Source organism: Sphingomonas jatrophae, assembly GCF_900113315.1.
Taxonomy (GTDB): Bacteria; Pseudomonadota; Alphaproteobacteria; order Sphingomonadales; family Sphingomonadaceae; genus Sphingomonas_P; species Sphingomonas_P jatrophae.
This window is the reverse complement of record NZ_FOZG01000001.1, coordinates 635,996-655,808: the sequence shown is the minus strand read 5'-3', so window position 1 is coordinate 655,808 and position 19,813 is coordinate 635,996. Positions and strand designations below refer to the sequence as shown.

The 19,813-nt window shown below is 68.4% G+C and carries 20 protein-coding genes and 1 tRNA gene; 15 read left to right on the top strand and 6 right to left on the bottom strand.

Annotated elements, in window-relative coordinates; all coding sequences use genetic code 11:
• Positions 1-2 precede the first annotated feature (2 nt).
• Complete coding sequence (gene fabZ / locus BM360_RS03060) at positions 3-500, top strand: 3-hydroxyacyl-ACP dehydratase FabZ (protein WP_093310568.1); 498 nt, start codon at positions 3-5, stop codon at positions 498-500.
• Positions 501-613: 113 nt separating this feature from the next.
• Entirely contained in the window at positions 614-847 is a 234-nt protein-coding gene (gene rpmE / locus BM360_RS03055) for a 50S ribosomal protein L31 (RefSeq protein ID WP_093310565.1), read from the top strand.
• An 86-nt stretch (positions 848-933) separates the two neighbouring features.
• Here rpmE and BM360_RS03050 read toward each other — a convergent pair whose 3' ends face one another.
• From BM360_RS03050 to BM360_RS03040, 3 genes are all read right to left on the bottom strand, one after another.
• Positions 934-1,872 carry an XdhC family protein gene (locus tag BM360_RS03050; RefSeq protein ID WP_093310563.1) on the bottom strand — a complete coding sequence of 313 codons (939 nt, stop codon included), beginning with the start codon at positions 1,870-1,872 and terminating at the stop codon, positions 934-936.
• Between the two features lie 61 nt (positions 1,873-1,933).
• The gene (locus tag BM360_RS03045; RefSeq protein ID WP_093310560.1) at positions 1,934-2,293 is read right to left on the bottom strand and encodes a hypothetical protein; all 360 of its coding nucleotides are present in this window, start codon (positions 2,291-2,293) and stop codon (positions 1,934-1,936) included.
• Between the two features lie 83 nt (positions 2,294-2,376).
• Positions 2,377-2,466: transfer RNA gene (locus BM360_RS03040), tRNA-Ser, on the bottom strand.
• 50 nt (positions 2,467-2,516) lie between these two features.
• On the opposite strand from BM360_RS03040, the gene BM360_RS03035 reads away from it, so the two are divergent.
• The 6 genes from BM360_RS03035 to metG all read left to right on the top strand — a co-directional run bounded on the left by BM360_RS03035 (position 2,517) and on the right by metG (position 8,492).
• On the top strand, positions 2,517-3,596 hold the full coding sequence (locus BM360_RS03035) for a lytic murein transglycosylase (protein ID WP_423228878.1): 1,080 nt from the start codon (positions 2,517-2,519) through the stop codon (positions 3,594-3,596).
• An 8-nt stretch (positions 3,597-3,604) separates the two neighbouring features.
• Positions 3,605-4,084 carry a septal ring lytic transglycosylase RlpA family protein gene (locus tag BM360_RS03030; RefSeq protein WP_093310557.1) on the top strand — a complete coding sequence of 160 codons (480 nt, stop codon included), beginning with the start codon at positions 3,605-3,607 and terminating at the stop codon, positions 4,082-4,084.
• Between the two features lie 91 nt (positions 4,085-4,175).
• Positions 4,176-5,339: a D-alanyl-D-alanine carboxypeptidase family protein gene (locus BM360_RS03025; RefSeq protein WP_093310555.1), complete on the top strand. Its 1,164-nt coding sequence runs from the start codon at positions 4,176-4,178 to the stop codon at positions 5,337-5,339.
• An 8-nt stretch (positions 5,340-5,347) separates the two neighbouring features.
• The gene (tmk, locus tag BM360_RS03020) at positions 5,348-5,974 is read left to right on the top strand and encodes a dTMP kinase (RefSeq protein WP_093310552.1); all 627 of its coding nucleotides are present in this window, start codon (positions 5,348-5,350) and stop codon (positions 5,972-5,974) included.
• On the top strand, positions 5,971-6,954 hold the full coding sequence (locus BM360_RS03015) for a DNA polymerase III subunit delta' (protein WP_093310549.1): 984 nt from the start codon (positions 5,971-5,973) through the stop codon (positions 6,952-6,954). Before tmk ends, BM360_RS03015 begins: the two co-directional genes overlap by 4 nt.
• A 5-nt stretch (positions 6,955-6,959) precedes the next feature.
• The gene (gene metG / locus BM360_RS03010; RefSeq protein ID WP_093310547.1) at positions 6,960-8,492 is read left to right on the top strand and encodes a methionine--tRNA ligase; all 1,533 of its coding nucleotides are present in this window, start codon (positions 6,960-6,962) and stop codon (positions 8,490-8,492) included.
• Positions 8,493-8,517: 25 nt separating this feature from the next.
• Here metG and BM360_RS03005 read toward each other — a convergent pair whose 3' ends face one another.
• Complete coding sequence (locus BM360_RS03005) at positions 8,518-9,153, bottom strand: carbonic anhydrase (protein WP_093310544.1); 636 nt, start codon at positions 9,151-9,153, stop codon at positions 8,518-8,520.
• 65 nt (positions 9,154-9,218) lie between these two features.
• On the opposite strand from BM360_RS03005, the gene lipA reads away from it, so the two are divergent.
• Both lipA and BM360_RS02995 read left to right on the top strand, forming a co-directional pair.
• Positions 9,219-10,169 carry a lipoyl synthase gene (lipA, locus tag BM360_RS03000; RefSeq protein ID WP_093313660.1) on the top strand — a complete coding sequence of 317 codons (951 nt, stop codon included), beginning with the start codon at positions 9,219-9,221 and terminating at the stop codon, positions 10,167-10,169.
• 1 nt (position 10,170) lies between these two features.
• Positions 10,171-10,644, top strand: a complete 474-nt coding sequence (locus BM360_RS02995) for a type II toxin-antitoxin system RatA family toxin (protein ID WP_093310540.1) — start codon at positions 10,171-10,173, stop codon at positions 10,642-10,644.
• Here BM360_RS02995 and BM360_RS02990 read toward each other — a convergent pair.
• Both BM360_RS02990 and BM360_RS02985 read right to left on the bottom strand, forming a co-directional pair.
• A complete protein-coding gene (locus BM360_RS02990; RefSeq protein ID WP_093310537.1) occupies positions 10,590-11,102 on the bottom strand; it encodes a CinA family protein in 513 nt (170 codons plus the stop codon). The two genes, BM360_RS02995 and BM360_RS02990, sit on opposite strands and share 55 nt — an antisense overlap.
• Positions 11,099-12,238: a bifunctional 2-C-methyl-D-erythritol 4-phosphate cytidylyltransferase/2-C-methyl-D-erythritol 2,4-cyclodiphosphate synthase gene (locus BM360_RS02985; RefSeq protein ID WP_093310534.1), complete on the bottom strand. Its 1,140-nt coding sequence runs from the start codon at positions 12,236-12,238 to the stop codon at positions 11,099-11,101. The genes BM360_RS02990 and BM360_RS02985 overlap by 4 nt, the downstream gene beginning before the upstream one ends.
• Before the next feature lie 89 nt (positions 12,239-12,327).
• Between BM360_RS02985 and dusB the strand changes: the two genes are divergently transcribed.
• The 5 genes from dusB to ntrX all read left to right on the top strand — a co-directional run bounded on the left by dusB (position 12,328) and on the right by ntrX (position 19,560).
• Complete coding sequence (gene dusB, locus BM360_RS02980) at positions 12,328-13,326, top strand: tRNA dihydrouridine synthase DusB (protein ID WP_093310532.1); 999 nt, start codon at positions 12,328-12,330, stop codon at positions 13,324-13,326.
• Positions 13,302-14,390, top strand: coding sequence for a two-component system sensor histidine kinase NtrB (locus BM360_RS02975; RefSeq protein ID WP_242653290.1), 1,089 nt, complete (start codon positions 13,302-13,304; stop codon positions 14,388-14,390). Before dusB ends, BM360_RS02975 begins: the two co-directional genes overlap by 25 nt.
• The gene (gene ntrC, locus BM360_RS02970) at positions 14,387-15,841 is read left to right on the top strand and encodes a nitrogen regulation protein NR(I) (protein ID WP_093310528.1); all 1,455 of its coding nucleotides are present in this window, start codon (positions 14,387-14,389) and stop codon (positions 15,839-15,841) included. Before BM360_RS02975 ends, ntrC begins: the two co-directional genes overlap by 4 nt.
• A gap of 67 nt (positions 15,842-15,908) precedes the next feature.
• Positions 15,909-18,173 (top strand): sensor histidine kinase, encoded by a 2,265-nt coding sequence (locus BM360_RS02965; protein WP_093310525.1) that lies wholly within the window; start codon positions 15,909-15,911, stop codon positions 18,171-18,173.
• A gap of 1 nt (position 18,174) precedes the next feature.
• Positions 18,175-19,560 (top strand): nitrogen assimilation response regulator NtrX, encoded by a 1,386-nt coding sequence (gene ntrX / locus BM360_RS02960; RefSeq protein WP_093310522.1) that lies wholly within the window; start codon positions 18,175-18,177, stop codon positions 19,558-19,560.
• Positions 19,561-19,813: the final 253 nt, after the last annotated feature.

Here is a 19,813-nt window from a genome sequence, read left to right as displayed (position 1 = left end):
TGATGGGCGTCGCAGGGGACGACGCCGCGGTGCCCGCTGCAACCGACGCCGCCATCGGCCCGCTGGACATCCGGCAGGTGATGGCGGCGCTGCCGCATCGCTATCCCATGCTGCTGGTTGACCGGGTCGAGAGCCTCGTTCCCGGCGAGTCGATCGTCGCCACCAAGGCGGTGTCGATCAACGAGCCGTTCTTCCAGGGCCACTTTCCGGGCCGCCCGATCATGCCCGGCGTGCTGATCGTCGAGGCGCTGGCGCAGGCCGCGGGCATCCTCGCGCTCAAGTCTATGGGCGGCGATGAAGAGGGCAAGCTGTTCTACTTCATGGGGATCGAGGAAGCGAAGTTCCGCGCCCCCGTGGAGCCGGGCGTGCTGATGCGGCTTGAAGTCACCATCACGCAGCGCCGGGCGACGGTCTGCAAGTTCACCGGCCGTGCGCTGGTGGACGGCAAGGTCGTGGCGCAGGCCAATTGCACCGCGATGGTGGCTGACCGACCCGCCTGAGCGGCCTCGGTCACCTTATTGCCAAACCCGGGCCGCGCAGCTATGCGCGCGCCTTCGCGCTGATCGAGGCGCCTCCCGGCCGGTCGGAACCGGCCATGTCACGGAGACAGATTATGAAGGCTGACATCCACCCCAAGCTGAACCGCATCAAGGTTCAGATGACCGACGGCACCGTGTTCGAGACGCGCTCCACCTGGGGCAATGACGGCGACACGCTGCAGCTCGACATCGATCCGACGGTGCACCCGGCCTGGACCGGCGGCAAGTCGCAGCTGCTCGACCAGGGTGGCCAGGTGGCGCGCTTCAACAAGCGTTTCGGCGGGCTCAGCCTCACCGGCAAGAAGTAAGCGGTTCGCCCCTTGCCCGACGGGCAAGGGGAGCCGTGACGATGCAGCCCATCCGCCGCAAACCGCGGCGGGTGGGCTTCGTCTTGTCAGCGATCGCGTGTCCTGAAGCTGCGGACCATCCCGGCAGCGATGGAAAGCGCGATCTCCGCCGGTCCGAGCGCGCCGATGTCGAGCCCGGCCGGACCGTCGATCCGTGCGAGATCGCTCTCGCTCACGCCCGCTGCGCGCAGCCGGTCCAATCGCGCAGCATGGCTGCGGCGCGATCCGAGCGCGGCGACATAGCCCGTTGGCGCGGCCAGTGCGGCGATCAGCGCGGGATCGTCGATCTTGGGATCGTGGCTGAGCGTCACCACCGCCGTCTCGGCACCCGGATCGGCCGCGGCGATGGCGTCATCCGGCCAGCGGCTGTCGAGCGCCACCCCGGGGAAGCGCTCTGCCGTGAGAAAGCGCTCGCGCGGATCGATCACGGTCGCCGTTGCGTCGAGCGAGGCGGCGAAACCGGCAAGTGCCTGCGCGATCTGCACCGCACCGACGATCAGCAGCCGGCGCGCAGGGGCATAGCGATTGACGAAGCGTCCGGTGCCGGGTGCATCCTCTGCCCGGCTCTCCCCGCTCGCCAGATCGGTGGTGACGGTCAGCGCCCGTCCGCCTGCGCGGGCTGCGGCCAGCACGTCGAAGAGAAACGGAGGGTAGCCCTGCGGTGCAACGGGTTGGACCAGCACGCTGATCGCACCACCACACGGCAGGTGCGCTTCCCACGCAGCGTCATCCGCGACGGTGAAGTCGAGAAGGCGGCTTGTGCCCGTCTCGATCGCGTCCGCGGCGGCGGCGAGGATCTCATTCTCCACACAGCCGCCCGAAACCGAGCCTTCGAACCGGCCGTCCGCATGCACCAGCATGTGGCTGCCCTTGGGCCGCGGCGCCGAGCCCCAGGTGGAGACCACGGTGGCGATCGCCATCCCGTCTCCGCGCCAGCTGCGCGCGGAAGCGACGAGTCGGTCGAGTTCGGCGGCTGGCGTGGTCATGATCGGGCTCCGATGCTGTGCCGCTCCCTTGGCGGAGCGTGAGGAGCGGCGCCAGCCCGTGTCAGGTGTTCGGATGCACGCCGGTCGGCCCGCCGACCTGACCGGACGAGAGCCCGTGGTCCGGGCCCGTCTCCGGCGGCCGTTGGTCACGTGGCAGATCGGCGGTGTCGAATGCGCCGTGAGCGCTGGTATATTCGGGGCGAGCGGCGAGTTCGCGGATCGTCTGCGAGTCATATTCCTCGGTCCAGTCTGGCCCCGAGGCGCGCAGCAGCAGATTGCGCTGGGCGTCCGCAGGCATTTCGAGCACCTGGCCGACGAGCTCGTGCAGCGTACCGCGGGCGACGAGCTCCTCCATCGGCTCGGCCGTCTCGAACGGCACGACCCGCATCAGGCTGGCTTCATTGTCCCAGGGAATGTCCATCGTGCGCTCCTTGTTCTGCCGGGCGGGTGCAACAGAACGAGGCAAAGCCGGCTTGGCTCCGCTGTGCGGTGAGGAGGGCAGGTTGGCGGAGAGAGTGGGATTCGAACCCACGGTGAGCGTGAACCCACGGCGGTTTTCAAGACCGCTGCCTTAAACCACTCGGCCATCTCTCCGCGCCGAACCGCTCTAGGCCAGCGAGCGCGGCTGTGCCAAGGTGGCTTGCGTGATCCGTAATCTGCTTCCCGCCCTCGCACTCCTCCTCACGCTGTCTTCCGGTGCCGGTGCGGCGCAGCCGGAGGATGCCGGCGTCACGCCTGTAGAGGCTGCGCCGGCCGAGATTGGCAATCCCGCCTTCAATGCGTTTCTCGCCTCGATCCGCGCTCGGGCAATTGCCGCGGGCGTTTCGCCGACCACGTTCGATCGAGAAACCGCCGGCTTGACGCCGAACGAGCGTGTGATCCGCTTCGATCGTGCGCAGCCGGGCGGCGGGGCCAATCAGGCGCCCTCGCCGACGCTGGATTTCGCGCCCTACAAGGCCAAGCATGTCGACAGCGTGCGGATCAACACCGGTCGCTCGCGTTATCAGTCACTGCGCCCGCGCCTGCAACGGATCGAGGCGCAGACGGGCGTGCCCGAGTCGATCGCGCTCGCCATCTACGGTCACGAAACTGGCTATGGCAGCTACTCGGGCAATTTTGACACGATCCGCAGCCTTGCGACGCTGGCCTATGAAGGGCGGCGACGAGAGCTGTTCACCGCCGAGCTGATCGCCGCGCTCAAGCTGATCGACCAGGGCGTGCCGCGCAGCCGGTTGAAGGGCAGTTGGGCGGGCGCGACCGGTTATCCGCAGTTCCTGCCCTCCATGGTGTTGCGGCTGGCCGTCGATGGCGACGGCGATGGGCGGCGAGATATCTGGACGAACGAGACGGACGCGCTCGCCTCCATCGGCAATTATCTGGTGAATGCGGGTTGGAAGCCGGGCGTGCCCTGGGGCGTTGCGGTGCGTGTGCCCGAGACGGTGGATCGTGCCGCCTTCACGCCGCGGCTGCAATCGCCGCGTTGCCCGCGTGTCCACGCGCGCCACAGCCGTTGGCTGACCGTGGGTGAGTGGCGCGCGCTCGGCGTGCAGCCGCTGACGTGGCCGGTGCCGGCGAACGACGAACTGGCGGCCTTGATCGAGCCGGACGGTCCCGGCCGCACCGCCTATCTGCTGACGACGAACTATCGCGCGATCCTCGACTATAACTGCTCCAACTTCTACGCGCTGTCGGTCGGCTTGCTGGCGGACGAGGTGGCGCGCTGAGCGGCGTCATGCGCGGGCGCCTTGCCGTCGCGACGCTGATCCTGCTCCTGTCGGGCTGCGGCGGACGGGAGCGGGCGCGACCCGTGTCGGACGCTGTCGTCAAGATCGGCAAGCCCTATCAGGTGCGTGGGCGCACATATTACCCGCGCGATGATCGCGACTACGATGAGACGGGCCTCGCCTCCTGGTACGGCGGAGAGAGCGGTCGCCTGACCGCCAATGGCGAGCGGCGGGACGGCCGCATGACGGCGGCGGCGCACAAGACCTTGCCGCTGCCTTCCTATGTCGAGGTGACCGTGTTGGAGACCGGGCGCAAGCTCACGGTCCGCGTCAACGACCGGGGTCCATTTGCCGAGGGGCGGATCATCGACCTGTCCGAGACCGCCGCACGCCGCCTCGGCATCAAGCGGGATGGGATTGCCCGCGTCCGCGTCCGCCGCGTCTATCCATCGGAGAGCGAGCGGCGGCGGCTGCGATCGGGCGGCTGATCCGCAGCCCTGGTGTCAGCAGATGCGATGAGTGCTTGAGGCCGGCTCCCGCGCGGGACTAGAAGGCGCGCACTCTGATCCGGGAAGCCCGATGAAGCGTCTGCTCCTTGCCCTCGTTGCCGTTGCCGCCCCACTCGCCGCTGCGGTGCCGCCGTTCAATACGCCCGCGCCCGTCGCCTTCATGGAGGATCTGTCCTCTGGCGCCATCCTGTTCGCCAAGGATGCGGACCGGCGGATGCCGCCCGCGTCGATGGCGAAGATGATGACCGTCTATGTCGCCTTCGATCTGGTGAAGAAGGGCGAGCTCAGCCTCGACAAGATGATCACGGTGCGGCCGGAAACGTGGCGGCGCTGGCACGGCCCGCAGGCGGGATCGACCATGTTCCTGTCGCCTGGCGAACAGGTGAGCGTGCGCAATCTGCTCTACGGCATCGTCACCCTGTCCGGGAACGACGCCTGCGTGGTGCTGGCCGAGGGCATTTCCGGCACCGAGCCCGCCTTCGTCGCGCTGATGAACCGGCGCGCGCAGGAGCTGGGGCTGACCAACTCGCAATTCGGCAATTCGAACGGCTGGCCGGATGAGGGCCGCACCTTCGTCACCGCGCGCGATCTGGCCAAGCTGGCCGCCGCGACGATCGAGCGCTTCCCCGCCATGTACAAGGAATTCTACTCCAAGCGCGAGTTCACCTGGGGCAAGACGCTGGGCTCGGGCGCGGACATCACGCAGGCGAATCGCGATCCGCTGCTCGGCCGGGTTGACGGCGCGGACGGCCTGAAGACGGGGCATACCGAGGAGGCCGGCTATGGCTTCACCGGCTCGGCGGCGCAGAATGGCCGCCGGCTGGTGATGGTTCTGGCGGGGCTGACCTCGTCCAACCAGCGGATAGAGCAATCCGTCGCCTTCATGAACTGGGGCTTCAGCGCATGGTCGGCCAAGCCGCTGGCGAAGGCCGGCGCGCGCGTGCAGACGGCGGAAGTGCAGCAGGGCGATGCCCGCGAAGTGAGCCTTGTCGCGCCGCGCGATCTTTCGGTGACGGTGCCGGCGGGGCTGGGCACGGACCTGAAGACCGAGGTCGTCTATCAAGGGCCGCTCAAAGCGCCCATCGCCAAGGGCGCTCATGTCGCCGATCTGGTCGTCACGCTGCCCGACATGCCGCCGCAGCGCCTGCCGCTGGTGGCGGGTGACGCGGTGGAGACAGCCGGTTTCTTCGGCCGGGTGATGGCTGGCCTGCGCTGGCTGTTCGGTCTGGCCTGATCACGGGCGTGACGCGCGGGCGCTTCATCAGCCTTGAGGGTGGCGAGGGCGTGGGCAAGTCCACGCAGGCACCACGCCTGGCACAGGCGATCGCCGACACCGGACGCGAGGTGGTCCTGACGCGCGAGCCCGGCGGCAGCGACGGGGCGGAGGCGATCCGCGGCCTGTTGCTGACGGGCGAGAGCGAGCGGTGGGGCGCACGCGCGGAGGCGCTGCTGTTCGCGGCCGCGCGCGCCGATCATGTCGCGCGCACGATCCGCCCTGCACTGGAACGTGGTGCCTGGGTGGTGTGCGACCGCTTCCTCGACAGCTCGCGCGCCTACCAGGGCGGCGCCGACGGCATCGGGGACGAGGCTATTCTAACGCTGCATGGCATCGGCAGCGAGGGGGTGCTTCCCGATCGGACCCTCGTGCTTGATCTGCCGCCCGGCGAGGCGCGCGGGCGTGAGGCTGCGCGGGACGGCGGCCGATCCGACCGGATTGGCGGACGTGACCAGCACTTCCATGCGCGCGTTGCGGAGACGTTCCGGCGCATCGCCGCGGCCGAGCCCGAGCGAGTCTCGCTTGTCGAGGCGGCGGGCACGCCGGAGATGGTGACCGATCGGCTGATGATCGCACTAATGGATCTGCTGTGACCCTGTGGGGACATGACGCCAACATCGCCGCGCTGCGCGACGCGGCCGGGGCAGGGCGGCTGCACCATGCCTGGCTGCTCGCCGGGCCGCAGGGCGTCGGCAAGGCGACCTTTGCCGATCGTGCAGCAGCGCGGCTGCTGGCGGACGCGGCGGGCCCGTTCGTATCGGCACCCGGCCTCGATCTGCCGGACAACCATCCGACCGCGCGGCTGATCGCGGCGGGGAGCCATCCCGATCTGATGCGGCTGGAGCGGCTGGAGCGCGACAAGGGGGATCGCGCGCGTTCGATCACGGTCGATCAGGTGCGCGGACTTTCCCGCCTGTTTGCCAGCGCAGGCAGCTTTTCCGAGCGGCGCATCGTGGTGATCGATGCGATCGACGATCTCGAGGCGCCCGCCGCCAATGCGCTGCTGAAAAACCTGGAGGAGCCGCCGCAAGGCGCGCTGTTCCTGCTGGTCAGCCATGCGCCCGCGCGTCTGCTCCCGACCATTCGTTCGCGCTGTCGGCTGCTGCGCTTCTCGGCTTTGGACGACGATGCGATGACCTCCGCGCTGGCCGCGGTCGCGCCCCATCTTGATGCGGACGAACGGGCAGCCCTGGTGCGGGCGGGCGAGGGCGCGCCGGGACGTGCGCTGGCGCTCGCCGGGCTGGACGTCGCCGCACTGGACAGGGCTGTGGATGCGCTGATCGCCGGTGGCGATCCGACAGGCGGGGAGCGTGTGGCGCTTGGCAAGGCGCTTGCGCTCAAGAGCGCTCAGGCCCGCTACGAACTGTTCCTGCAGCGCCTGCCGCAGCGCATCGCGGCCCATGCCCGTCGCGCCACGGGGGAGCGGCTGTCGACCGCGCTCGACGCTTGGAGCCGCGCGCGCGAGATTGCGTCGATCGCACCGCGCCTGTCGCTCGATCCGCAGGCGACCGTCGTCGAACTGGCAGGCATCGCCGCCGCCCTTGCTCCGGAGCGCGCGCCCGCTAAAGCCTGAGCGCTATGGGCAAGCCGTTCTACATCACCACCGCGATCAGCTATCCGAACGGACGGCCGCATATCGGCCACGCTTACGAAGCGATCGCAACAGACGCCATCGCGCGGTACCGTCGCCTCTCGGGCGACGACGTCTTCTTCATGAGCGGCACGGACGAGCATGGCCTGAAAATGGCGCAGACGGCGCGTGACCGCGGCATCGAGGTACGTGCGCTGGCAGACGAGATGTCGAGCGCGTTCAGAGAGATGGACGAGACACTGAACATCTCGTTCGATCGTTTCATCCGGACCACTGAGCCTGCCCATTATGCCGCTAGTCAGGCGCTGTGGGAGGCGATGCGCGAGCGGGGTGATATCTATCTCGGCCGCTATGAGGGTTGGTATTCGGTTCGCGACGAGGCCTTCTACGGTGAGGACGAGCTGATCGAAGGGGAGGGCGGAGCCAAGCTCTCTTCGCAGGGCACGCCGGTGGTGTGGACGGTGGAGGAAAGCTGGTTCTTCCGCCTCTCCGCTTATGCGGATCGGCTGATCGAACATTATGAGGCGAACCCCGGCTTCATCCGTCCGGAAGGGCGGCGTAATGAAGTGATGGCGTTCGTTCGCGGCGGGCTTTCCGACCTCTCCATCTCACGCACCAGCTTCGATTGGGGCGTGCCCGTACCGGGATCGCCGGGGCATGTCATGTATGTCTGGGTGGATGCTCTCACGAATTATCTGACCGGTGTCGGTTATCCAGGTGTACCAGCTACGTACGAGCGGTTCTGGCCGGCCGATCTGCACGTCATCGGCAAGGACATCGTCCGCTTCCACGCGGTCTACTGGCCGGCCTTCCTGATGTCGGCGGGCCTGCCGCTGCCCAAGGCAGTGTTTGGCCACGGTTTCCTGCTGAACCGCGGTGAGAAGATGTCGAAATCGGTCGGCAACGTCGTCGATCCGCTGGAGATGGCGCGGACCTACGGCGTGGACCAGCTCCGCTACTTCCTGCTGCGCGAGGTGAGTTTCGGGCAGGATGGCAGCTACAGCCATGAGGCGATCGTCACGCGATCCAATGCCGATCTCGCCAACGGGCTCGGCAACCTGGCGCAGCGCTGCCTGTCGATGATTGCCAAGAATTGCGGCGGCGCGGTGCCGGAGGGCAGCGCAGCGACTGCAGAGGACGAGGCGTTGCTGGCGGCCCTCAGGAGCGCTGCCGACGAGGCAGGCCGTGCAATGGGCGACCTTGCGATCCACAATGCTTTGTCGGCCATCTGGGGCGGAGTGGCCGCAGCCAACGTCTATTTCGCCGAGCAAGCGCCGTGGACGCTACGCAAGAGCGATCCCGCGCGTGCGGATCGGGTCCTGTATGTGGCGGCCGAGGCGGTGCGGCAGCTGGCGATCCTCGTCCGCTGGGCGATCCCGGCGAGCGCGGATGCGCTGCTCGACCAGCTTGGCCAGCCTGTCGAGGCGCGGGATTTTGCCGCGTTGGAGACGCCGCTCCAGCCGGGCATCACGCTGCCCGCACCGCAGGGCGTATTCCCGCGCTGGGTGGACAAGGACTGAGCCGGCACCGTCCGGCCCGTTGCGGTCAGACAGCCGGGCTGAACTCGCCCGTCTGCTCGTCCAGCACGTGCAGCACGCCGTCGGCGATGGCGAAATAAGCGCCGCGCAGCGCAAGCCGCCCGTCCGCCTCTCGCTCCGCCACCCAAGGGAAAGTGCGAAGGTTGGTGAGGCTGGTCTTCACGCACTCCAGCTCGAGCGCGTGGACCGCCTCGGGACCGGTGCCATGCTCCGCCATCACCTTGGCACGCGCATCGTCGAGCAGGGTGATCCAGTTGGCGATGAAGCCGCCTTCGCCCGGCGCCTTGTCGGCGAACGCGCCGGTAAGCGCCGCGTGGACACCGCCGCACTTGCCGTGGCCCATTACGACAAGCTCCGACACTTCAAGCTGCGTGACCGCGAATTCTAGCGCCGCCGACACGCCGTGGCGCGCCGAGTCGGGCTCATAAGGCGGCACAAGATTGGCGACGTTGCGGACAACGAACATTTCGCCGGGCGACGCATCGAACACCGTGGCGGGATCGACCCGACTGTCCGAGCAGGAAACGATCATCACCTTGGGGGACTGGCCCTGCGCCAGCTCCGCCCAGCGCGCGCGCTGTGCTGCCCAATCGCCTGCGCGGAAGCGGCGATACCCGTCGATCATGCCGGAGAAGTCAGTCATGTCGCCGTTGTTACGTTTCCCGCTCGGGGGTGGCAAGCGCGCCCTTGACCGACTATCTGCGGCACATGACCGAGATCGCTGCTACGCCGCCGCTGCGCGCCCGCACCCGCAAGCCCGACTGGATCCGGGTCAAGGCGCCGATCGGGCAAGCCTATAACGACACCAAGGCGCTGATGCGGCGCCTGAACCTTGCCACGGTGTGCGAGGAAGCGGCCTGCCCGAACATCGGCGAGTGCTGGACCAAGAAGCACGCGACCGTGATGATCCTGGGTGACACCTGCACCCGCGCCTGCGCCTTCTGCAACGTGAAGACCGGTATGCCGCGCGCAGTCGACATGAAGGAGCCGCAGCATGTTGCCGATGCGGCGGCGGAGCTGGGGCTCGAGCATATCGTCGTCACGTCGGTCGACCGCGACGATCTGGCGGACGGCGGTGCGAGCCAGTTCGTCCGAGTGATCGAGGCGCTGCGGCGGACCACGCCGACGACCACGATCGAGATCCTGACGCCCGACTTCCGCAACAAGCACGAGGCCGCAGTCGAGGCGATCGTCGCTGCGCGGCCCGACGTCTACAATCACAATCTGGAGACGGTGCCGAGGCTCTATCCGACGATCCGGCCCGGTGCGCGCTATTATGCGTCGCTGCGCCTGCTGGAGCAGGTGAAGCGCCTCGATCCGTCGATCTTCACCAAGTCGGGCATGATGATGGGCTTGGGTGAGGCACGCATGGAGGTCCATCAGGTGATGGACGACATGCGCTCGGCCGGCATCGATTTCCTGACGCTGGGCCAGTATCTTCAGCCGACGCCGAAGCATGCCAAGGTGGAGGAGTTCGTCTCGCCGCAGACCTTCTCCGCTTATGCGGCGATCGCGCGGGCGAAGGGATTCCTGCTGGTCGCCTCCAGCCCGCTGACGCGATCGTCCTACCACGCTGGCGATGATTTCGCGAAGCTGAAGGCGGCGCGCGAGGCGCAGCTTGCCCGCGCCGGCCTGCTCAAGACCGTGGTGCCTGCCTGAGATGCCGCGTCACGCCGAGACCCGTATCCTTCCCTATACGCCTGAGCAGCTGTTCGATCTCGTCGCCGATGTCGCCCGCTACAAGGAGTTCCTGCCGTGGGTGGCGGCGGTGCGGGTGCGTTCGGACAGCGCGACGGAAATGGTGGCGGACGTGGTGGTCGGCTTCAAGGCGCTCCGCGAGCGGTTCACCTCGCGCGTCCACAAGGAGCGGCCCAACCACATCCATGTCGAATATGTCGACGGGCCGCTGGAGCATCTGAGCAACGATTGGAAGTTCCGCCGGGTCGAGGGTGGCACGGCGGTGGAGTTCTGCGTCGATTTCGCGTTCAAGAGCCGCATCTTCGAGGCCGTCGCCGGGCAGATGTTCGGCATGGCGCTGAGGCGCATGATCGGCGCGTTCGAAGCGCGGGCAGCGGCGCTCTACGGGCCGGGTGAGCCGGGGATCAGCAGCTCGAGCGCACAAAGCGCGGCCTGAAGCCGGATCGACTCGCGCCCGCGATCTTCGAACATGCGGGCATCGGCAACGATGCTGTCTGGATCGGCACCCTTCAGCGCGCGGGCGAAGACGACGGTGCCGACAGGCTTCTTCTCGGTGCCGCCGCCGGGCCCTGCGATGCCGGTGATCGCCACCGCCACATCCGCCTGGCTGCGCTCGATCGCGCCGCGCGCCATACCCCAGGCGGTCGCAATCGACACTGCGCCAAAGGTTTCCAGCACGTCGCCGGCCACACCCAGCATCGAGCGCTTGGCCTCGTTCGAATAGGTGACGAACCCTGCGTCGAGCACGTCGGAGGAGCCGGGCACCTCGGTCAACGCGGCGGTGACAAGGCCGCCGGTGCAGCTTTCCGCCAGCGCGACGCGGCGACCGGCGGTGCGATTGGCCTCGATCACGCGGCGTGCCGCCTCGATCAGTTCGGGGGTGAGATTGCTCATATCGTCTCCGGAACCCTGACCGTGGCGACCGCCTGCGCGGCAATGCCCTCGCGCCGGCCGGTGAAGCCGAGCCCTTCGGTGGTGGTGGCCTTGATGCTGACGCGCGCCGTCGGAACGTCGAGGGCAGCCGCAACCGAAGCGCGAATGGCGTCGCGATGGGGGCCGACTTTCGGCCGCTCGCAGATGACGGTCACGTCGACATGGTCGATCCGCCCACCTGCGGCGGCGACGAGCGAGACGGCGTGGCGGGCGAAGGCGGTCGAGTCGGCGCCCTTCCAACGCATGTCGCTCGGCGGGAAATGCTGGCCGATGTCGCCGGCGCCGACCGCGCCGAGCAGTGCATCGACTATGGCATGCAGCACGACGTCCGCGTCGGAATGACCGGCGAGCGCGGCATCGTGGGCCACGCGGACGCCGCCCAGCATGACATGGTCGCCCGGCTCGAACGCATGGACATCGAAGCCGAGCCCCGTGCGCGAGACGAGCGGCGGCGAAAGGCGGCGTTCGAGCGCGATGACATCCTCCGCAAAGGTGATCTTTTCCAGGCGCGTGTCGCCCGCAACCAGCGCCACGCGACCGCCGACCGCGCGCACCATCTGCGCGTCGTCGGTGGCATCGCCCGGCCATTCGGCATGGGCCCGACGCAGGGCGACGGCGGTGAACGCCTGCGGTGTCTGCACGCGGACGAGGCCGTCGCGCGGCACCGTCTCGCCCAGCACGCCCGCGTCGCGCGCGAGCGTATCGGCGATGGGCAGAACGGGGATGGCGCCGTCATGGTCGTCCAGCGCGGCGAGCAGGCGGTCGATCACTTCGGTTGGCACGTCGGGGCGCGCGGCATCGTGGACGAGGATGCGGTCTGCGGTGATCGCCGCCAATCCGTTCGCAACCGATTGCCGCCGCGTCTCGCCACCGAGGACCGGCGGAGGGAGCATGCGATCGCCCACCGCCGCAGCATAGAGCGCCTCCTGGCCGGCGCCGATCACCACCTGCACCGCATCGATCGATGGATGAGCGGCGAGCGCATCGATGGCATGCACGAGCAGCGTCTTGCCCGCCACCTCACGATATTGCTTCGGCACCTCGCCGCCGAGGCGCACGCCTGCTCCGGCGGCGACGATCAGGGCGACATTACGCATAAGGCGGCCGACTAGCCCAGCGGCGGCTTGCGGGGAAGGGGGAGAAGGCTTAGGTGGAGCTGCTTAAGAATTAGGCAAACTGATCTATCATGTCTCGCTTGAAGCCCCTTCAGATCGGTCCCGTGCGGATCGAGCAGCCGGTGATCCTCGCGCCCATGACGGGCGTGACCGATCGGCCGTTCCGCACGCTCGTCCGCCGCTTCGGCTCAGGCCTGAACGTGACCGAGATGATCGCCAGCCAGGCGGCGATCCGCGAGACACGCCAATCGATCCAGAAGCTGTTGTGGGATCCGGTCGAGGATCCCGTGTCGATGCAGCTGGTCGGCTGCACGCCGCATGAGATGGGCGAGGCGGCGAAGCTGGCGGAGGATCGCGGCGCCGCGATCATCGACATCAACATGGGCTGTCCCGTCCGCAAGGTGACGAACGGCGATGCCGGCTCCGCGCTGATGCGCGACCTGAAGAATGCGGCGGCGATCGTCGAGGGCGTCGTCAAAGCGGTGTCCGTGCCCGTCACGCTGAAGATGCGGATGGGCTGGGATCATGCCAACCTCAACGCGCCCGAACTGGCGCGGATCGCGGAGGATCTCGGGTGCCGCATGGTGACAGTGCACGGCCGCACTCGGAACCAGATGTACAAGGGGTCTGCCGACTGGGCGTTCGTCCGGCGGGTCAAGGATGCGGTGTCGATCCCGGTGATCGTCAACGGCGACATCTGCGGCATCGAGGATGCCGAGTCGGCGCTGGAGCAATCGGGCGCGGACGGCGTGATGATCGGCCGCGGTGCCTATGGGCGGCCTTGGCTGCTGGGCCAGGTGATGCGCTGGTTCGCGACGGGCGAGCGGCGGGCCGATCCCAGTCTCCACGAGCAGTATGAGACGATCGTCAGCCACTATCATGCGATGCTCGAACTGTACGGCCGGGAAACCGGCGTGAACATGGCTCGCAAGCATATCGGCTGGTACACCAAGGGGCTGCACGGCTCGGCCGACTTCCGCAACGCCGTAAATCAGGAGCCCGACCCCGAGCGGGTGCTGGCCATGCTCGACGCCTTCTATGCGCCTTGGCGCACGCGGGCGGCCGCCTGATCACCTTTCGGCGACGCGCCGCGGCGACGGCGGATGCGGCGGGCGCGGCTGATCTGATCGCCGCCATGCCGACACCGCTGCTGCTGCTGGATGAAGAGGGCTGCGTGGCGGATGCCAATGCCGCTGCCGAAGGCTTCCTCAATCTCGCCCGCAGCGCGATGAGGGGGCGGATGGTGGAGACGCTGCTCGGCCATCGCCTGGCGGTGGTTCCTCAGGATGCGCCGTTCGCCGCTTATGATCTCGTCCTGTCGCTGCCCGGCGGGCGGCGGCAGGAAGCGGATGTGACCGCGGCGCCCTTGCCGGATCGGCCGGGCTGGCGCGTGGTGATGATCCATGGCCGCAGCCCCGCCCATCCCGCCGGCCGTCGCGCCGATCGGGACGGCCCCAAGCGCAGCGCGGTCGGCGCGGCGGCGATGCTGGCGCATGAGATCAAGAACCCGCTCTCGTCCATCCGCGGTGCGGCGCAGCTGCTGGAGGGGGGCGGCGACGGCTCGCTCACCCGCCTGATCCGCGACGAAGTGGACCGGATCGCCGCACTGATCGACCGAATGGAGGGGTTCACGGATACACGCCCGCTGAGGCTGGAGCCCCAGAACATCCATGCCGTGCTGGCCCATGCCCGTGACGTTGCGCTGAACGGGTTTGCCGAGGGCTTCACCATCCGCGAGCTCTACGATCCGTCGCTGCCGGCGGTGATCGGGCACCGCGATTCGCTTATTCAGGTCATGCTGAACCTGCTGAAGAATGCGGCGGAGGCGATGGAGACACCCGGCGAGATCGTGCTGACCACCGCCTATCGCCATGGCGTGGCCCGGGTGATGGGGCCTGACGGCACCCGGCGCTCATTGCCGATCGAGGTGTGCGTGATCGACGAGGGACCGGGCGCGCCGCCCGACCTGGCGGACCACCTGTTCGAGCCGTTCGTCACGACCAAGCGCACGGGCGGCGGCCTCGGCCTTGCGCTGGTCGACAAGCTGGTGACCGATTGCGGCGGCATGATCGAATATGCGCGCGAGGGCGATCCGCCGCGCACCCTGTTCCGCCTGCTGCTGGCGCGCGCATGAGCCGCACCGGGCGCGTCCTGCTGATCGACGACGATGCCGCCATCCGCACGGTGGTGCGCGAGGCGTTGCGCCGTGAGGGGCATGAGGTGGAAACCGCGGCGTCGCTGCGCGAGGGACGGGCGAAGCTCGCCGCGTTCAAGCCGCAGGTGCTGCTGACCGACGTGGTGCTGCCGGACGGCAATGGCCTGGATGCGGTGCCTGCCTTGATTGCGGACCATCCCGCCATGCCCGTGATCGTCCTGTCCGCGCAGAATACGCTGGCCACGGCGGTTCGTGCGACCGAGCAGGGCGCATTCGAATATCTGCCCAAGCCGTTCGACCTGACCGAGCTTGGCCGCGCTGTCGGCGATGCCATCGCAATGGGTGGTGCGGAAGCTGGACCCGAAGCGGCGGCAACGACGGGCGACGAACTGCCGCTGATCGGCCGCTCGCCGCCGATGCAGGAGGTGTATCGCACCATCGCGCGGGTGATCGGCAACGACCTGTCGGTGCTGATCCTGGGTGAGTCGGGCACGGGCAAGGAATTGGTCGCACGTGCCATCCACGATCTCGGCACAAGGCAGGCACGGCCGTTCGTTGCGATCAACATGGCCGCAATCCCGCGCGAACTGATCGAGAGCGAGTTGTTCGGGCACGAGCGGGGCGCCTTCACGGGGGCCGGCCAGCGCACCGCCGGCCGGTTCGAGCAGGCGCAGGGCGGCACGCTGTTCCTCGACGAGATTGGCGACATGCCGGCGGAGGCGCAGACGCGGCTGCTGCGCGTGCTGCAATCGGGCGAGGTTTCGCCCGTCGGCGGGCAGCGATCGATCAAGGTGGACGTGCGGATCATCGCTGCGACCAACAAGGATCTGCCGGCGCTCGTCGCCGATCATGCCTTCCGCGAGGATCTTTATTACCGCCTCGCCGTCGTGCCCGTCCGTCTGCCGGCGCTGCGCGACCGTGGCGAGGACATTGGCGAGCTGGCGCGTCATTTTCTCGATCGCGCAGCGGCGGAGGGCCTGCCGCGCAAGTCGCTCGACCTTGCGGCGGTGGAGCGGCTCAGGCGCCATCCCTGGCCGGGCAACGTCCGCGAGCTCGAGAACCTCATGCGCCGGCTTGCCGCGCTGACGCGTGAGGAGGTGGTGACCGCAAGCGTTGTGGAGGCGCAGCTCGATCCCGCGCGCCGCCGTGCAGCGGAGCCACAGGCGCTTGCGGGTGAGACGGATCTTGCGCAGGCGGTGGAAGCGCACCTCACCCGACTGTTCGCTGCGCATGGCCGCGATCTGCCGCCCGACGGCCTCTACGATGCGGTGCTGGCGGAGGTGGAGCGCCCGCTGCTGCGGCTTTCCCTGGCGGCGGCCCGCGGCAACCAGCTGCGCGCGGCAAGGTTGCTCGGGATCAATCGCAACACGCTACGCAAGAAGCTGTCCGAACGTGGGCTCGATCCGGCAGAGCTGCGACGAAACGCCTGACAAAAGCGTCGGACAGATGGGCGCAAGGCATGTGTCCGACCCGCAACGATGTGGTAGCGTCGCAACGATGACGTCACGGATCGCGCCTGGTGCCCGACATAGCACGCGCTGGCGGCGGCGGTTCTTCCTGCTCGGCCAGCGGCGTTTGCTGGCCGCGCTGGAGTGGCTGACCCTCGGCACGCTGCTGGGCATCGCCATCGCCACCTGGGCGTTCGTCACGCGCTCGGGGGACCAAGCCAAGCTGATGACGCCGCCGATGGTGGCGCTGCTGCTGATCGCCAACCTGGTGCCGGCCATGGCGCTGATGGTGCTGATCGCCCGGCGCGTGGCGATCCGGCGCGCTGTTGATTCGGGGATCGGGCGGGGCGGGCGCCTGCACGTCCGCCTGGTCGCCTTGTTCTCGATCATCGCAGCAGTGCCGACGCTGCTGGTGGTGATCTTCGCGTCGCTGTTGTTCCAATATTCCAATGAATTCTGGTTCTCGGACCGGGCGCGCGCGGTGCTCGAAAATGCCGATCGCGTGACCCAGGCCTATGTCGACGAGAGCAAGCAGCGGCTCGCGCTGGAAAGCCGGACGATGGCGTTCGACCTGCGCAACGCGCTCAGGGAGGCGCAGATCGGCGATCCGCGGATCAGTACCTATTTTGCGCAGCAGGTGGCGTTCCGGCTGCTCGATCAGGCAGCGATCATCTCGGTCGGCGGCGACAAGGTGATGCGGCTGGTGATCGGCGCCAATCTCGACCCGCGCCCGCTGGAAGCGCGCGTGCCGGTGGCGGCGTTGCCGATGCTGCAGCAGGGCAGCGAGCGCGTCACCACCGAGGCGGGAGACCGGGTGGAGGCGGTGGTGCTGCTCGACCGGCGGGCGCAGCTCTATCTCTATGTCGCACGCGTGGCCAACCCGCTGGTGCTGCGGCAGGCAGCGGCCGCGCAGACGGCGCTGGGCGACTATAACCGGCTGCTCGACCGCTCGCGCGCGCTGCAGCTGCGCTTCAATCTCGCCTTGTTCCTCGTCTCGCTGCTGATCGTCGGCGTGGCGATCGTCGTGGCGTTGTCCGTCGCCGACCGGCTGGTGCGGCCGGTGGCGGATCTCGTCGGCGCGGCGCGGCGGGTGGGCGGCGGTGACCTGTCCGCGCGTGTCTCGATCGGCCGTGCGGCGGGTGAGGTCGGCGCGCTGGCGGCCGCGTTCAACCGCATGACCCGCCGACTGGAGGAGCAGACCGGTGCGCTCGTCTCCGCCAATGCCGAGGCGGAGAGTCGCCGCACGCTGATCGAGGCGGTGTTCGAAGGCGTCACCGCGGGTGTCGTGTCGGTCGACAGTGACGGGATGGTGCGCACCATCAACCGCTCGGCCGAGGCGTTGCTCGGCTGCGACACCGCGGTCGGCCGCCCGCTGCACGATCTCGCGCCCGAGCTCGAGGCGGCGCTGGCAGGGCGCGAACGCGAGACGGTGGTGCAGATCGTCCGCGAGGGCGAGCCGCGGACGATCGCCGTCCGTTCGGTCCACGCCGAGGATCGGCTGGTCATCACACTCGACGATATCACCCAGCAGCTGGCGGATCAGCGGCGCGCGGCCTGGTCCGACGTGGCGCGGCGCATCGCGCACGAGATCAAGAACCCGCTCACCCCGATCCAGCTCGCCGCGGAACGGCTCCAGCGCCGCTATGGCAAGGAGATCACCAGCGATCCGGCGACATTCGAGCGGCTGACTCAGACGGTCGTGCGGCAGGTGGGCGATCTGCGCCGCATGGTGGACGAATTCTCCGCCTTCGCGCGCATGCCAAAGCCGCAATTCCGGCCCGAGCCGATCGCCGATGTCGCGCGGCAGGTGCTGTTCCTGCATGAGGTGGCGCATCCACGCGTGCGCTTCCTGCTCGATGCGCCCGATCCCTCGCCCATCCTCGTCAGCGATCGCCGCCAGCTTGGGCAAGCGCTGACCAACATCGTCAAGAATGCGGTCGAGGCGATCGAGGCGAAGCCCGAGCCGGCGGGGCAAGTGGCGATGCGGATCGTGCTGGAGGGCGGCGAGGGCAGCCCCCGCCGCCTCGTCATCGACACATCCGACGACGGGATCGGCCTTCCCGCCGAGCGCGACCGGCTGACCGAACCCTATATGACCACACGCGCACGCGGCACGGGCCTCGGCCTTGCCATCGTCAAGCGCATCGTCGAGGAACATGGCGGCACCATCGCCTTTGCCGACCGCGCGGGCGGCGGCACGCTGGTCCGCCTGTCCTTCGATCCCGACGCGCTCGCTCCGCTTGCCGAGGCGGCGTCGGCCGAACGCGAGGATGACGCGTCGCTCCCCGAACTCACCCGCATGAAGGGCGCCTGACATGGCACTTGAAGTCTTGGTTGTGGATGACGAGCAGGACATTCGCGAGCTCGTCGCGGGCGTGCTGGAGGATGAAGGCTACACGACGCGCAGCGCGGCGGACGCCGACTCCGCATTGGCGGCACTGGCGGAACGGCGGCCGAGCCTTGCGCTGCTGGACGTGTTCCTCCGCAACTCGCGCCTGGACGGGCTGGAGCTGCTGGACGAGATCAAGCGTCGCGACCCGAGCCTGCCGGTGCTGGTCATTTCCGGCCACGGCAATATCGACACGGCGGTTGCAGCGGTGCGGCGTGGTGCTGCCGACTTCATCGAGAAGCCGTTCCAGGCGGAGCAGTTGTTGCTGCTGGTCGCTCGCGCGACGGAGACCGAGCGGCTGCGGCGCGAGAATGCGTCGCTTCGTGCGCAGTTCGGCCAGGATGAGGAGCTGACCGGTGCCTCCGCGGCGATCAACACCGTGCGCGCGACGCTGAAGCGCGTCGCCGCAACCGGCAGCCGCGTGCTGGTGAGCGGCCCGGCCGGCGTCGGCAAGGAAGTTGCCGCGCGGCTGCTGCACATCTGGAGCCCGAGGGCGAGCGCCCCGTTCGTGGTCGTCTCCGCCGCGCGGATGACGCCCGAGCGGGTGGAGGAGGAGCTGTTCGGGGTGGAGGAGGGCGGCCAGCTGGCGCGCCCGGGCATGCTCGAGCAGGCGCATGGCGGCACCCTGTTCCTCGACGAAATCGCGGACATGCCGCTGACGACGCAGGCCAAGATCCTGCGCGTGCTGACGGATCAGAGCTTCACCCGCGTGGGTGGTACGCGAACGGTGAAGGTCGATGTTCGCGTCGTTTCCGCGACATCGCGCGCCTTGCAGGGTGAGATCGCGGCCGGGCGGTTCCGCGAGGACCTCTATTACCGGCTGAACGTGGTGCCTGTGCACCTGCCTCCACTGGCGGAGCGACGCGAAGACATTCCCGCGTTGGTCGAGCATTTCGTCGCCCGTTATGCGGCGGAACGGCGCGTACCGACGCCCGCCGTCTCAGAAGAGGCGATCGCCGCGCTGCAAAGCTACGAATGGCCGGGCAATGTCCGCCAACTGCGCAACGTGGTGGAGCGGACGATCATCCTGGCGCCGGGCGACCGGCTGCGCGTGATCGACATCGACATGTTGCCGCCGGAGGTGCTGTCGGATCAGGTGAAGCTGGCACCGGGCGAGGCCGCGCGTTCGATCATGGGGACGCCGCTGCGGGAAGCGCGGGAGACGTTCGAGCGCGAATATCTGCGCGTCCAGATCCGTCGCTTTTCGGGCAATATCAGCCGGACTGCGACGTTCATCGGGATGGAGCGATCGGCGCTCCACCGCAAGCTCAAGAGCCTCGGCCTCGCGGATAACCGCGACGAAGGCGAATGATCGGCGTTGCGCCCGTCTGCTAGGTCAGGCGGCGGGCGTCACGGCCTCAGAAGCAGGCCATGCAATAGCCAATCGCCTGATACAGGCCGACGCTGACGGCTGCACCGCCAAGCACCAGACCCAGACCTTCGAACCAGAGCTTAGCCCCGTGGACGTTGTTCATGGCGCGTCTCTCCTTCCGCGTTAACGAAAGAATGCACGCCTGACGCCGTGTTTCCAGCCTGAAATGTCGATCAACAAACGCTTTTCCTGT